Source organism: Acidimicrobiales bacterium (assembly GCA_035533595.1).
Lineage (GTDB): Bacteria > Actinomycetota > Acidimicrobiia > Acidimicrobiales > Bog-793 > DATLTN01.
Genome location: DATLTN010000027.1, coordinates 43,212 through 57,190 on the forward strand (window position 1 = coordinate 43,212; position 13,979 = coordinate 57,190).

At 70.6% G+C, this 13,979-nt stretch carries 15 protein-coding genes; all 15 read left to right on the forward strand.

Features of this window, described 5'->3' with window-relative positions:
- Positions 1-88: 88 nt before the first annotated feature.
- The 15 genes from VNF07_05265 to glmS all read left to right on the forward strand — a co-directional run bounded on the left by VNF07_05265 (position 89) and on the right by glmS (position 13,961).
- Positions 89-1,381 (forward strand): ABC transporter substrate-binding protein, encoded by a 1,293-nt coding sequence (locus VNF07_05265; GenBank protein HVB05639.1) that lies wholly within the window; start codon positions 89-91, stop codon positions 1,379-1,381.
- A 142-nt stretch (positions 1,382-1,523) separates the two neighbouring features.
- The gene (locus tag VNF07_05270) at positions 1,524-2,411 is read left to right on the forward strand and encodes a branched-chain amino acid ABC transporter permease (GenBank protein ID HVB05640.1); all 888 of its coding nucleotides are present in this window, start codon (positions 1,524-1,526) and stop codon (positions 2,409-2,411) included.
- Complete coding sequence (locus tag VNF07_05275) at positions 2,411-3,517, forward strand: branched-chain amino acid ABC transporter permease (protein ID HVB05641.1); 1,107 nt, start codon at positions 2,411-2,413, stop codon at positions 3,515-3,517. Before VNF07_05270 ends, VNF07_05275 begins: the two co-directional genes overlap by 1 nt.
- 1 nt (position 3,518) lies before the next feature.
- Entirely contained in the window at positions 3,519-4,286 is a 768-nt protein-coding gene (locus tag VNF07_05280; GenBank protein ID HVB05642.1) for an ATP-binding cassette domain-containing protein, read from the forward strand.
- Positions 4,283-5,044 (forward strand): ABC transporter ATP-binding protein, encoded by a 762-nt coding sequence (locus VNF07_05285; GenBank protein ID HVB05643.1) that lies wholly within the window; start codon positions 4,283-4,285, stop codon positions 5,042-5,044. Before VNF07_05280 ends, VNF07_05285 begins: the two co-directional genes overlap by 4 nt.
- The gene (locus tag VNF07_05290) at positions 5,045-5,800 is read left to right on the forward strand and encodes a RidA family protein (protein ID HVB05644.1); all 756 of its coding nucleotides are present in this window, start codon (positions 5,045-5,047) and stop codon (positions 5,798-5,800) included.
- Complete coding sequence (locus VNF07_05295) at positions 5,797-6,567, forward strand: RidA family protein (protein HVB05645.1); 771 nt, start codon at positions 5,797-5,799, stop codon at positions 6,565-6,567. The genes VNF07_05290 and VNF07_05295 overlap by 4 nt, the downstream gene beginning before the upstream one ends.
- Entirely contained in the window at positions 6,564-7,310 is a 747-nt protein-coding gene (locus VNF07_05300) for a RidA family protein (GenBank protein ID HVB05646.1), read from the forward strand. Before VNF07_05295 ends, VNF07_05300 begins: the two co-directional genes overlap by 4 nt.
- A gap of 12 nt (positions 7,311-7,322) precedes the next feature.
- A complete protein-coding gene (locus tag VNF07_05305; GenBank protein ID HVB05647.1) occupies positions 7,323-7,808 on the forward strand; it encodes a heme-binding protein in 486 nt (161 codons plus the stop codon).
- Between the two features lie 96 nt (positions 7,809-7,904).
- The gene (locus tag VNF07_05310) at positions 7,905-9,179 is read left to right on the forward strand and encodes a Rieske 2Fe-2S domain-containing protein (protein ID HVB05648.1); all 1,275 of its coding nucleotides are present in this window, start codon (positions 7,905-7,907) and stop codon (positions 9,177-9,179) included.
- Positions 9,180-9,311: 132 nt separating this feature from the next.
- Positions 9,312-9,641 (forward strand): hypothetical protein, encoded by a 330-nt coding sequence (locus VNF07_05315; GenBank protein HVB05649.1) that lies wholly within the window; start codon positions 9,312-9,314, stop codon positions 9,639-9,641.
- A 219-nt stretch (positions 9,642-9,860) separates the two neighbouring features.
- Complete coding sequence (rplM, locus tag VNF07_05320) at positions 9,861-10,313, forward strand: 50S ribosomal protein L13 (GenBank protein ID HVB05650.1); 453 nt, start codon at positions 9,861-9,863, stop codon at positions 10,311-10,313.
- 10 nt (positions 10,314-10,323) lie between these two features.
- On the forward strand, positions 10,324-10,716 hold the full coding sequence (gene rpsI, locus VNF07_05325; protein ID HVB05651.1) for a 30S ribosomal protein S9: 393 nt from the start codon (positions 10,324-10,326) through the stop codon (positions 10,714-10,716).
- An 8-nt stretch (positions 10,717-10,724) separates the two neighbouring features.
- Entirely contained in the window at positions 10,725-12,074 is a 1,350-nt protein-coding gene (gene glmM / locus VNF07_05330) for a phosphoglucosamine mutase (protein ID HVB05652.1), read from the forward strand.
- Positions 12,075-12,119: 45 nt separating this feature from the next.
- The gene (gene glmS / locus VNF07_05335; protein HVB05653.1) at positions 12,120-13,961 is read left to right on the forward strand and encodes a glutamine--fructose-6-phosphate transaminase (isomerizing); all 1,842 of its coding nucleotides are present in this window, start codon (positions 12,120-12,122) and stop codon (positions 13,959-13,961) included.
- Positions 13,962-13,979: the final 18 nt, after the last annotated feature.

Genomic DNA, 13,979 nt, shown 5'->3' on the forward strand with positions numbered 1-13,979 from the left:
TTCAGTCGGGTTTACGACGGGGGACGACCGCGTCACTGCTGCTCTGGCGCGCGGTCAGAAATGGGGGAAAACGGTGCGTAAAAAGGCGATGTCTGTGCTGGCAGCGTGCTTGGCCTTCGGGGGGGTGGTCGGCACCTCGGTGACGGCGGCCGCGTCGAGCCAGCCGCGTTTCAGTGGGTCACCGGTGGTCATTCCGTTGCTCAGCCCCTTCTCCGGGGGCTCCGCGTTCATCGGGCAGTTGGGCTACGCGATCGCCGTGCCCGCCGCCTACGAGATCAACAACGCCGGGGGGATCCTCGGCCATCAGCTCACGCTGGCGGAGATCGACACCAAGAACGACCCCGCTGACGCGCTCCCGTTGATGCAGCAGTTCCTCGCGACGCACTCCAACGTGGTGGCGATCGCCGGTCCACAGAGCACCGAGGCGCCGACGCTCGTCCCGATCCTCAACAAGGACAAGATCGTGATGTTCGGCGGCGCGGGCGAGTCCGAGTTCAACCGCAGCCCGTACAACTTCTTCTGGCGCACCAACCCGCCGGACTCGGCGAACGGCATCTCGATGGCGATCTACGCCAAGCGGCTGGGCGACCTGCGCGTCGCCACGGTCTTCGGCTCGGACCAGGGCTCCCAGGGCGACCTGCCGGGCGTGCTCACGGCGATCAAGGAACTCCACCTCGATCTCGTCTCACAGGTCAACCTGCAGCCCGACCAGCCGTCGTACCAGTCCCAGGTGGCGCGGCTGATCTCCGAGCACCCGCAGGCGATCATGACCGAGACCGACCCGCAGTCTGCCGGCACGTTCTTCGGCGAGTGGTTCCAGCAGAACCCCAAGGCGACCAGCACCAAGCTCATCGGCACCGAGGCGAGCGCGCTCCCGACGTACATCCAGGCGGTGCAGGGCGCGATCGGCAAGAGCAAGTTCGCCCAGACCTTCGCCGGCGTGGTCGAGTCCGTGTCCAGCCCGAACCCCGCCACGAACCTTGAGAAGCAGGGACTCGTGGCGAACAAGTCGAAGATCCCGAACGCGCTCAGCTACCTGCAGAACCCCTTCTTCCTCGGGGGGTACGGGAGCTTCATCCTCGAGGCGCTCGCGATGACGGCCGCGCACTCGATCAAGCCGTCGGTCTACAACAGCTTCATCAACGGCGTCGGCAATCCCGGTCCGGGCAAGGTCGTCGTCTACAGCTACGCGAAGGGCGTCCAGCTGCTGAAGCAGGGGAAGAAGATCCAGTACATCGGCCCGGCGGGCCCCTACAACTTCAACAAGTGGCACAACTCCTTCGCCGGGCAGGTGGCCGAGCAGTACCTCGCCAACGGATCAGTGAAGCCCCTTCCCAACGGGGTGGTCACCACCAGCCAGATTCAGAAGTACCCCGGCTGATCCCTCCCGCGGATTGCAGCACTTGGTCGGGCCGCTGGGCTCCGGACGACGACGGTCGCCCCGGAGCCCAGCCCGACGCCTTGGCCGCTGAGCGGCACGGCACCATCTCGCGCGATGCGCAGACAAGGGGAAGTAGCTGGCGGTGCAACTCCTAGCTTCGGGGATCGGCTTCGGGATCGTGAGCGGCGCCGTGCTCGCGCTCGGCGCGATGGGCTTCTCGCTGCAGTTCGGGATGACGAACGTGCTGAATCTCGCCTACGGCTCGCTGATGAGCATGGGCGCGCTCGTCGCACTCCTGCTGAATGAGAACGGGGTCTCGATCTGGGTCGCTGCCCTGCTCGCGGCGGTCGCCGTCGCCCTCACCTCGCTGCTCATCGGGAGCACGATCTACCGCGCCTTCGCCCGACGGGGGGCACGGCTGTTCACGATGGCGATCCTGTCGGTCGCGGTGTCCTTGATCGTCGACTTCGGGATGGGGGCGATCACCCGTAGCAACGTCTACCAGTTCTCCTTTCCGCAGGGCGCCATCCACGCCTTCCTCGGGATGACCTTCACGACGACCCAGCTGATCATCGTCGCCTCCGCTGCCGTCATCGTCGCCCTCCTCGAAGGGATGCTGCACTACACCAAGCTCGGCGTCGCGATCCGCGCCACCGCGGCGAACACCGCGCTCGCCCGAGCCTCGGGGATCCGCACCTCGCTCGTCGTGACGGTGACGTGGCTCACCTCGGGTGCGCTCTGCGGCCTCGGCGGGGTGGCGCTCGCCCTCAGCTACCTCACGGTCTCGTTCCAGACAGGGACGACGTTCCTCCCCTACATCCTCGCGGCGGTGATCGTGGCCGGCATCGGGGCCGTCGGGTACGCGGCCCTGTCGGCCCTCATCCTCGCGCTCGCCATCCAGATCTCAGGAGCCTTCGGCGCCGCCGAGTACAACGTGGTGATCGCGGTGGGGGTGCTCCTCGTGATGCTGATGGTGCGACCGCAGGGCTTCTTCGGTGAGCTCTGGGAGAAGGTCCAGGTGACCGCGTAGTGAGCTACTACCTGGCGACCATCGTCATCTACTTCGGCGTCTACGGCCTCGGCGCGCTCGCCCTCAACCTCCAGATCGGCCTCAGCGGGATCGCCAACTTCGGCTTCATCATCTTCGAGTCCGCCGGGGCCTACGCCGCGGCGATCACGAGCATCGGCCCCGCCTCGAACGGCCACGCGCTGAGCGAGACCTACTTCTGGGGGATCAATCTCCCCTTCCCGCTGCCGCTCCTCGCGGGCGCGTTGGCGGGCGGCCTGCTCGCGCTCATCATGGGCCCCGTCACGATGCGCAAGATGCGACGCGACTACCAGGCGGCGACGATGCTCGCGATCAGCATCATCGCCACGCAGGTGATCTCCAACGACATCCACATCTTCAACGGGAACGCCGGGCTCGCGGCGGTGCCCTCGCCGCTCAGTGGCCACCTCAACGTCTCCACCGCAACCTATGACTGGATCTACGCGGGGTACGCGATGGTGCTCACGGCCATCGGCTACGTCATCTGCAAGCGGATCAGCATGTCGCCGTTCGGCAGGTCGCTGCGGGCGCTGCGCGACGACGACGACGCCGCGGCCTCGATCGGCAAGTACGCCTGGGCGATGAAGATGAAGGTCTTCGTCGCCGGCGGGGCGATCGCCGGCCTCGCCGGCGCGTTGCTCGTCCAGTACATCGGTGCGTGGTCCCCTGCGGCGTGGCAGTACGCCGAGACCTTCGTGCTGTTGCAATGCGTCATCCTCGGTGGGATCGCGAACGACAAGGGCGCGCTCCTCGGCGCCTTCGTGGTCGGCGTCTTCCTCGCCGAGGCGCCCTCCTTCCTCCCGGCGATCGGCTACCCGGGGCTGATCAACAACCTGCAGTGGATCCTCATCGGGGTCGTCTACATCATCGTCTTGTGGTTCCGACCGCAGGGGCTGATACCCGAGCGAGGGAGCCTGCGACTGGCGGTCAACCCGGCCTTCGACGCGCTCACCGGCGGCTCGGACCGCCCCCGCCGGCTGCGCCGCCGCAGTGCCACCTCCCGCCCGGGCGTGGCGAGCACGGCCGACGCGACCGCGCCAGGAAGCGCTGCCGTCGCCACCACCGGGCCCGCTGTCGGGCCGCGCTGAGGTGGCGATCGCGGAGGGCCTCGGCGTCGAGAAGATCGTCGTCACCTACGGCGGCGTGCGTGCCGTCGACGGCGTCTCGATCGACTTCCGAGCGGGGGCCGTGACCGGGCTGATCGGCCCGAACGGCGCCGGGAAGACGTCGCTGCTGAACGTCATCGCCGGCGCGCTGCGGGGGGCCGGTGGAACGGTGCGGCTGTTCGGCGAGGACGTGAGCCGTCTCTCGTCCGACGCGCGGGGGCGGCGGGGGATACTCCGCACCTTCCAGACGGCGCGCACCTTCGAGCGTCTGAGCGTCGTCGACAACCTCATCGTCGCCCAGCCCGAACAGCGCGGCGACCGCCTCCTCACGGCGTTGCTGCGGCCGCGCAGCTGGACGGCGCAGGAGCGGGCCGCTCGGGCCCGTGCCCTCGAGCTCCTCGACCTGTTCGGCATGACCAGCCACGCCGAGGTGCGCGCCGACCAGCTCTCCGGTGGCCAGCGCAAGATCGTCGACTACCTGCGGGCGCTGATGGCGAACCCGAAGGTGCTGCTCCTCGACGAGCCCTCGGTGGGCCTCGCGCCGGGGGTGCTCGAACGCCTCAGCCAGGACCTCGAGCGGATGAAGGGCGCGGGGGTCTGCATCGTGCTCGTCGAGCACGAGATGGAGTTCATCCGCAAGTCCTGTGACCACGTGGTCGCGATGGCCAACGGCTCGGTCGTCACCCAGGGGAGCTTCGAGACGGTCGCGGCGAACGACGACGTGCGCGCCGCCTACCTGGGCCGCCGATGAGCGACCGCCTGCGGGTCGAGGAGCTGTCCGCCGGCTACGCCGAGCCCGTCGTGCGCGGCGTCAGCTTCTCGAGCGCGCCGGGGGAGATCGTCGCCATCGTGGGCGCGAACGGTGCCGGCAAGAGCACGATCTTGAAGACGATCATGGGCGAGGCGCGCGCGCACTCCGGTCGCATCCTCTACGAGGAGGAGGAGGTGACCGGCCGCCACGCCGATTACCTCAGCCGTCTCGGCGTCGGCTACGTCCCGCAGCTGCACGACGTCTTCCCGGGTCTGTCGGTGATGGAGAACCTGAAGATGGGCGGTTACCTGTTGTCGCGGGCACTGCTCGGTCAGCGCATCGAGGCATCGCTGGAGCGCTTTCCGCAACTGCGTGCCAAGCGGGGCACGTCGGCGCACAAGCTCTCGGGGGGCGAGCGCAAGCAGCTCGCGCTCGCGCGGGCGCTGATGACCGAGCCGTCGCTCATCCTCCTCGACGAGCCGACCTCCAACCTCTCGCCGAACATCGCCGACGACCTGCTCTACCGCTACGTGCCATCGCTCGCCCAGGAGGGTCGCAGCGTCGTGCTCGTCGAGCAGCGCGTCGAGGCGGCGCTCACGAACGCGCACCGGGGGTGCCTGATCGGCGGCGGCACGATGCGCCGCGCGGGGACGGCGGCCGACGTCCTCGATTTCGTGCGGGAGCACGGGCTGCTCGTCGACACGGCGAGCGAGCAGGCCAAGGGTGCCGGCGGTCGGCCGGACGAAAGCGAGGCGTGAATGCACAGCTTCACCGAGGTCTTCCGGAGCTTCGATCCGATCCCCGTCGGCTACCGCAACGGCGCCCTCGTGACCGGGCTGCGCATCGACGGCCGCGACCCCGACAGTGGCGAGCTCGGCCACGGCATCGAGGCGCAGCTGGCCAATGCCTACGAGAACCTCCGGCGCGCCGTCGAGGCGGCCGGTGGCAGCACCGACAACATCGGGCAGGTGAGCTTTTTCCTCGCGGACTTCGACGACCGCGCGGCGATCAACCCCCCCTGGGTCGCGATGTTCCCCGACGAGAACGACCGGCCCACCTACAAGTTCATGCCCGCCCCCCTCCCCGAGGGGGAGCTCGTGCAGATGGAGTTCTACGCGGTGCTGGGCGAGCGGCGGACCGACATCCACCTCACGGGGGTCGCGCACGCGAACCCGATCCCGATGGCGGTGCGGATCGGCGCCTACCTGTTCAGCTCGCGGGTGCTCGCCTATGACCCCGCGACCGCGCAGCCCGCCGAGGGCAACGAGGCGCAGGCGCGCTTTCTCTACGAGAACGTCAACGCGGTGATCGACGCCGCGGGGATGTCCTGGTCCGACGTCGTGCAAGGTCGCGGCTTCCTCGCCGACCTCGCCGAGGAGCCGCTGCTCGGGGGGCCGTGGGCCGAGCGCTTCCCCGACGCCGCCGCCCGCCCGCCGCTGCACCTCGTCCGCTACGGCGCCGGGGCGCTGCGCGTGATGCTTGAGATCGTCGCCGAAGAGGGAGCAGGCCAGTGAGTGGGTTGCACACGCTGTTCGAGGTCTATCCGGAGGCGGCACGGGCGACGCTCCCTCTCGGGCTGCGCGTCGAGGACCTCGTCGTCGCCGGCGGCATCAACGGTTGTGACCCGGAGACCGGTGAGCCGGTCGGCGGCCTCGAGGAGCAGGTCGCCGCGGCGTACCAGAAGATGGCCTTCCTGATGGAGAGCGCTGGGGGCTCCCTCGACAACGTCGGCCGCGCCGTGGCCTACGTCACCGACATTGAGCACCGTGAGCCGGTCAACGGCCAATGGTGGGAGGCGGTCTTCCCGGATCCGGCCGACCGCCCGGCGTACAAGGTCATCCTCGCCGAGCTCCCTCCGGGTGAGCTCGTGCGCCTCGACTTCGTGGGCGTGCTCAACGCGAGGAGGACGCGCTTTGACCTGCCGGGGATACCGGCGCGGGACCCGACGGTGCGCATCGGCGAGATGATCTTCAGCTCGCGCTGCCACGGCATCGACGGCGCGACGGGCGAACTCGCCCCCGGTGGCCTCGTCCCCGAGGCGGCCCGGACCTTCCAGACGCTGCGCGAGCTCGCGGTGGCCGCCGGAGGCTCCCCTCACGACATCGTGCAGCTGAACGCGTTCGGCAAGACCGCGGACTACATCGCGCCGGCGCGCGCGGAGTTCGCACGCGCCTTCGCCGACATCGACCCGAAGCCGGCCTTCAACCCGCTCGTGAACTTCATCACCCCGCGCTTTGAGATCAGCGTGGAGATGATCGCGGTCGTCGGGGGCCAACGATGACCGCGCCGATGCTGCGCGAGGTCTTCATCGACCCGCAGGGCGGTGCGCCGGCCGACGGGATGCGCATCGGCGACCTCGTCTTCGCGCCCCTGCTCCGGGCTCGACCGGCGGGCGGCCCGGCCGGCGAGGAGCGCACCCGTGCCCAGCTCGCCGAGGTGCTCGACACGATGGACCGCTTCCTCGACGCCGCCGGCGCGACGCGAGGCGACGTCGTGCGCGTCACCTTCTTCCTCCGCGACGTGCTCGAGCGCCCGATCCTGAACGACGTCTGGGAGCGTTGGTACCCGGACGCCGCCGACCGGCCGCCGCACAAGTACGTGCCCGGTGTCCATCCCGACGGAGTGAACGTCGCGATCCAGGTGCTCGCCCTGTTGGGTGCCCGTCGCGAGGTGCTCGAGATCCCCGGCGTGCAGCACGGCGATCCGATGTCGATGGGCGCCCTCACGGCGAACCTCGTCACCTCCTCGCGGCTGTTCGGCGCGCAGGAGGACCTCGACGACCAGATCACGCTGATCCTGGAGCGCGCCGCGATCCTCCTCGGCGGAGCGGGCGGCGGCCTCGGGAACCTCACGCAGGCGACGTTCTTCGTCGGGTCGGGGGAGATCGGCGAGGCGGTCCGCCGGCGCTGGGACGCCGAGCCGCCGGCGGAGGGCGCGCGGATGCACATCATCGAGGCGGATCTCGGGGGTGGCAACGGCTACCCGCGGGTGGAGATCCTCGGCCTCGTGGACCATCAAGAGTAAGGAGGTCGGCCGGTGATCGAACTGAAGACTCTCAGCCTCGAGGACGCGAACCGCGTGATCCAGGCCGTCTCGGCGGCGGCGCTCGAGGCCAACCCGCGGATGTGGCCGGGCCTCGGCATCGTCGTCGTCGACAAGTACGGCCAGATCATCGCGGCGGCCCGCATGGACGGCATGGCGCCGCGCTTCTTCCATGCTGCGCACCGCAAGGCGTACACCGCGGCGGTGATGGAGCGGGACACCGCGGGCGTCATCGAGTTCTGGAACCGACAGGAGAAAGAGGGGCACCGCGGCCCGCACGACTGGAACGACCCGATGCTCACGACGCTGCCCGGCGGCTACGTCGTACGCCACGGAAGCCAGATCCTCGGCGGCATCGGCGTGGCCGGCGGCACCACCTCACCGCACGGGGACGACGACTTCGCGGAGATCGCCATCTCGGCGCTCGGCGAAGGGTTCCGCCACACCCCGAACTGGGAGCCGAAGGTGCCCGGTGACTGACTCCGTGGACGGCGTCGCGCGAATTGCATACAATATGTTTGATCCGCAAAGGTAAGAGGGAGGAGCACCGTGCCGGTCTTCACCGATGAGAGCGACATGCTCAATCACACTGGCCCCGGAACTCCGATGGGTGAGCTGCTGCGCCGCTTCTGGGTGCCGGTGCTGCTCGCCGAAGAGCTCCCGGGCCCGTGGAGCCCGCCCGTGCGGACGACGCTGCTCGGCGAGCGCCTCGTGGCCTTCCGCGACACCGAGGGGCGCATCGCCTTCCTCCAGGAGTTCTGCGCCCACCGTCGCGCCTCGCTGTTCTTCGGGCGCAATGAGAGCGAGGACTCGCCCGACCACAAGGCGGGCCTCCGCTGCGCCTACCACGGCTGGAAGTACGACGTCACCGGGCAGTGCATCGACATGCCGAACGAGCCCGAGAACAGCCGCTTCAAGGAGCACGTGCAGATCACCTCCTACCCGGGGGTCGAGCGCGGCGGGGCGATCTGGGCCTACCTCGGCCCCCCGGAGCTGATCCCGGACCTGCCCGACCTCGAGTGGTGCGTCGTCCCGAGCGACTACCGCTACCTCTCCAAGCGCTTCGAGAGCGTCTGCTTCACCCAGGCGATGGAAGGCGGGATCGACTCGAGCCACGTCTCGTTCCTCCACGCCGACGCCGGGTACTGGCAGGGCTACGGGGAGCTCATCGATCCCGTGGTGATGACCCACGACACCGCTCCCCGCTTCTTCGTGGAGCCGACCGAGTACGGCCTGCTGATCGGTGCCCGTCGCGACGCGGCGGACGGCGGCTACTACTGGCGGGTGACGCAGTGGATCATGCCCGTCTTCCAGTACATCCCGAGGACCGGCGACGGCGCGATCGGCGGCCACGCGTGGGTGCCGATCGACGACACGCACTGCTGGGCCTGGAGCATCACCTACCACCCCGACCGTCCCCTCACCGACGCGGAGGTGCACTCCTGCACCGACGGCCTCGGCATCCACGTCGAAGCCATCCCCGGCACGTCGTTCGCCGCGCAGAACGAGGAGAACGACTACAAGATCGACCGTCGCCTGCAGGCGCACATGCTCTCGCTGAGCGGGATCTACGGCGTCGGCGCTCAGGACCAGGCGATGCAGGAGAGCATGGGGCCCGAGTCCGACGCGAGCCGCGATCATCTCGGAAGCTCCGACGCCGCGATCATCGCGATGCGCAAGCGCCTCATCGCCGAGGCGCGCGCGCACGCCGAAGGCGGTGAGCCGACCGGCCTCGACCCGATGGTCCAGCGCGTGCGCTCGACCTCCGCGTTCTTGAGCGAGGACCAGGACTGGACCGTCGCCACCGCGGAGCAGCGGCGAGCGGTCTCGCGTCACTACTCCGGGGTCTAGTTCCGCCCGGGGTGCGCACCGGCATCGCGGCGGGGAGCCGAGGCGCACCGCCGCCGTCTGCAGGCCTCGCCTTTGCAGTTGCTCGGCGCGCGAGCGTCGCCAGGCCGTGCCGCCGGCACGCGAAGGAGCACCGTGGCTGTTGATCTCGAGTTCGAAAAGTTCCGCGACTACCTCGCGATCCCCTACGTCGCGGTCATCTACTCGCTCGAGCGGGAGGACGGGGAGTGGGTCCGGCGGGCGGAGTACCCCGAGCTGCCGGAGTGTGCCGCGGAGGCGGAGTCGGCCACCGAGGCCATCGAGCTGCTCGAGGCCGAGCGCGTCCGGGTGATCGTCGAGATGGTCCGCCGCGGTGACGAGCCGCCGCGACCGCGACCGCCGCTGCGCTCGGGGGTCTCCGGGCTCTCCTCGTTGCCGTCGCGGGAGCTGTTCCTCATGGTCCAGTCCAAGGCCGCCGGGGCGTAGGCGGCCAGCCCCCATGTCGGCGGCGGGTCCCCTCCGCCGGGCGATCGTCGCCCTCGCGACAAGGCGCGCGAGGCCGGTCAGCTCTCCGAGGCGGGGACCGCCGAAGCGGTCGCGATTGCCCGCACCCCCCGGATCCCGTAAGCTCTCCTACCCGGTGCTTCGGCGCCAGATGGCGCGCGGATACGCCGGTGCCACGTTGCAATGAACACGGAGATTTCCCTGGTGCGAACCTTCTCACCAAAATCGAGCGACATCACGCGCGCCTGGCTCGTCGTCGACGCCGATTCCATGGTGCTCGGCCGCCTCGCCACCGAGGTGGCGCGGATCCTGCGCGGCAAGCACAAGCCGATCTTCGCCCCGCACGTCGACACCGGTGACCACGTCATCGTCACCAACGCCGCGAAGATCGTGCTCACGGCCAACAAGGGCGAGCAGAAGATGGCCTACCGCCATTCCGGCTACCCCGGGGGGATCAGGGCCACGAGCTACGGCAACCTGCTCACCAACAAGCCCGAGGAGCTCGTGCGGCGCGCCGTGCGCGGCATGCTGCCGAAGGGCACCCTCGGCCGCCAGATGCTCAACAAGTTGAAGGTCTACGCCGGCCCGGAGCACCCGCACGCCGCGCAGGCACCCCAGCCGCTCGAGATCCCCGGCGCACGCCGGGCCTCGTAGGAGAAGCCAGATGGCCAAGCCGCTCGTCCAGTCCACCGGTCGCCGCAAGGCGGCGGTCGCCCGCGTCCGCCTCCGCGACGGGGACGGCAAGATCACGATCAACCGGCGCCCCTTCGAGGAGTACTTCCCCTCCGCGACGGCGCGCATGCACGCCACCGAGGCGCTGCGCGTGTCCGCCCAGCAGGAGCGCTTCGACGTCGACGCGACGATCGACGGCGGTGGCATCTCCGGCCAGGCGGGAGCGCTCCGTCTCGGTATCGCCCGTGGCCTCATCGCGCTCGACCCCGAGCTGCGGGGGGCCCTCAAGAAGGCCGGCCTGCTGACGCGCGACGCCCGCGAGAAGGAGAGCAAGAAGTACGGCCTGAAGAAGGCCCGCAAGGCGCCGCAGTACTCCAAGCGCTGATCGCGCCGGTGTCGGTCGTCTTCGGCACCGACGGCATCCGTGGGGTCGCCAACGAGGGCCTCACCCCCGAGATCGTGCTCGCCCTCGGAAGGGTGGCGGCGCGGCACCTCGGGGGATCGAGCTTCCTCGTGGGCCGCGACACACGCCGCTCGGGCACACTGCTCCTCGCCGCCTTCGCCGCCGGCGTCGCCGCGGAGGGGGTGGACGTCATCGACCTCGGCGTGCTGCCGACACCGGGGATCGCCTTCCTCGCGCAGCAGCGCAACCTTCCCGCCGCCGTCGTCTCGGCCTCGCACAACCCCTTCCCCGACAACGGGGTGAAGCTGCTCGCCCGCGGCGGTCAGAAGCTCGACGACGCCACCGAGCGGTCGATCGAGAACGACCTCGACATCCTCCTCTCCCGTCAGGCCCCCGGCGTCGCCGGCCCCGTCGGTGCGGGGGTCGGCGTGATCGTCGCCGAGCCCGCCGCGGCGCGGGACTACATCGAGGCCCTCGTCCACTCCTCCCACCTCGGCGGGGCGCGCTTCTCGGTCGTCCTCGACTGCGCGAACGGCGCGGCGAGCGCCGTCGCCCCCGTCGTCTTCGGAGCCCTCGGCCAGGAGCTGACGATCCTCGGCGCCGAGCCGGACGGCACGAACATCAACGCCGGGAGCGGCTCCACGGACCCCGCGGCGCTCGCCACCGAGGTGCTCGCGAGCGGCGCCGACGTCGGCCTCGGCTTCGACGGCGACGCCGACCGGCTGATCGCCGTCGACGCCAACGGCGAGGTCGTCGACGGCGACCAGCTGATCGCGCTCTTCGCCTTCGACCTCGACGAGCGGGGGGCGCTCGACAACCGCGCCGTCGCGATCACCGTGATGAGCAACCTCGGCCTGCGCCGCGCGCTCGAGGCGCGGGGGATCGGTGTTGTCGAGACCCCCGTCGGTGACCGCCAGGTGACCGACGCCCTCGAGTCCGGCTCGCTCGTGCTCGGCGGCGAGCAGTCGGGGCACATCGTCTTCTTCAAGGAGGCGACGACGGGGGACGGCATCCGCACCGGCATCCGCCTCCTCGAGCTGCTCGCCCGCAAGGGGCGCCCGCTCGGCGCGCTCGCTGCAGAGGCGATGACGCGCTTCCCCCAGGTGCTGCGCAACGTCGCGGTGCGCGAGCCGCGCCGCCTCGGCGAGGCGTCCGCGATCTGGAGAGAGGTCGCCGAGGTGGAGGCGAGCCTCGGTGGCAGCGGCAGGATCCTCGTGCGCGCCTCGGGGACCGAGGAGGCGGTGCGGGTGATGGTCGAGGCGGAGGGGCTCGAGCAGGCCGACGCCTGCGCAGCCCGCCTCGCCGCGGTCGTCGCCCGTGAGCTCGGCGCCGGCGGGTAGGCCGCGGCGCACGATCGCAACGGCCTTCCTTTAACGTTCTAGGCCATGTGCGGCATCATCGGCGTCACCGGCTCCTCCGCGCCCGCGGAGTTCCTCCTCTCCGGCCTCGAGGCCCTCGAGTACCGCGGCTACGACTCGGCGGGGATCGCCGTCGTCGGCCGGGACGGCATCTCTCGGATCCGCGCCGCCGAGCGGGCGAAGTCGATCGGGGCGCTCTCGCGCGGCCTCGCGGAGCTGCCCTTCCCGACGGGGACCGGCATCGGCCACACCCGCTGGGCGACGCACGGCGCCCCCACCGAGGAGAACGCCCACCCGCACCTCGACTGCAGCGGCCGGCTGGCGATCGTCCACAACGGGATCATCGAGAACCACCGCGAGCTCGCCGCGCCGCTGCGCGCCGCCGGCCACACCTTCACCTCGGTGACCGACACCGAGGTCGTCTGCCACCTCGTCGAGGAGGAGATGGCCGCGGGCCGTTCGCTCACCGAGGCCGTCTCGGCCGTCACCCCGCGCCTGCGCGGCGGCTTCGCCCTCGCCTTCGTGCACGCGAGCGAGCCGGACACGATCGTCGCCACCCGCCGCAGCGCGCCGCTCATCGTCGGGGTCACCGACGAGCTCGGCGTGGTCGCCTCCGACATCGCCGCCCTCGTCGGCACCTCGCGGCGCCTCTTCGCCCTCTCCGACGACGAGATCGCCCGCATCCGTCCCGGCGAGCTCACCGTCACCCGCCCCGACGGCAGCGCCGTCGAGCCCCGCCCGCTCGAGGTGAGCTGGGACGTCGCCGCTGCCCAGAAGGGTGGCTTCGCCGACTTCATGTCGAAGGAGATCCACGAACAGCCCGAGGCGATCACCGAGACCCTCCTCGGGAGGATCGGAGCGGGGGGCGCCACCGAGCTCGAGGAGCTCTCGATCGCGGACGAGACCCTCGGCGGGCTCCGGCGGGTGCTCCTCCTCGCCTGCGGCTCGAGCTACCACGCCGCGCTGCTCGGCCGCTCCTTCATCGAGCGCCTCGCCAGGGTGTCGGCCGAGGTCGAGATCGCGAGCGAGTACCGCTATCGCGGCGCCGTGCTCGAGCCAGGCACCCTCGTCGTCGCGGTCAGTCAGTCGGGCGAGACCGCCGACACCCTCGCGGCGATGGCCGAGGCGCGCCGCCAGGGGGCGCTCACCATCGCGCTCACCAACGTCGTCGACTCGCTCATGTCGCGCGAGGCCGACGGCGTCCTCTACACCCGCGCCGGCCCGGAGATCGGCGTCGCCTCAACCAAGTGCCACCTCGCGCAGATCGCCCTCCTACAGGTCTTCGCGCTGCACCTCGCGCGCCTGCGCGGCAGCGCGCCCGAGGGAGCGCTCGCCGAGCACGCCGCGGCGCTGTTGGCGCTGCCCGAGCTCGTTGCCGCCACGATCGCCCACGAGGAGGCGGCGCGCGCCGTCGCAGGGCGCTTCGCAGAGGTCGAGGACTTCTACTTCCTCGGCCGCCGCCTCGGCCTGCCGGTGGCCCTCGAGGGGGCGCTCAAGCTGAAGGAGCTCGCCTACGTGCGCGCCGAGGGCTACCCCGCGGGCGAGATGAAGCACGGGCCGATCTCCCTCATCGAGCCGGGCGTCGTCGTGGTCGTCGTCGCGACCCGCGACGACCTGTGGGAGAAGGTGATGCTCAACGTCGAGGAGATGCGGGCGCGTGGCGCGACCATCGTCGGTGTCTGCGAGGAGGGCGACGACGAGACGGCGGGCCTCCTCGACGCGGCGCTCGAGGTGCCGGCCGCCCCGCAGATGATCGCGCCCCTCCTCGGCATCGTGCCGCTGCAGTTCTTCGCCCACGAGGTGGCGACGCGCCGCGGCAACGACGTCGACCGTCCGCGCAACCTCGCGAAGGTCGTCACCGTCGAGTGATCGCCGCATCGGCCTGGA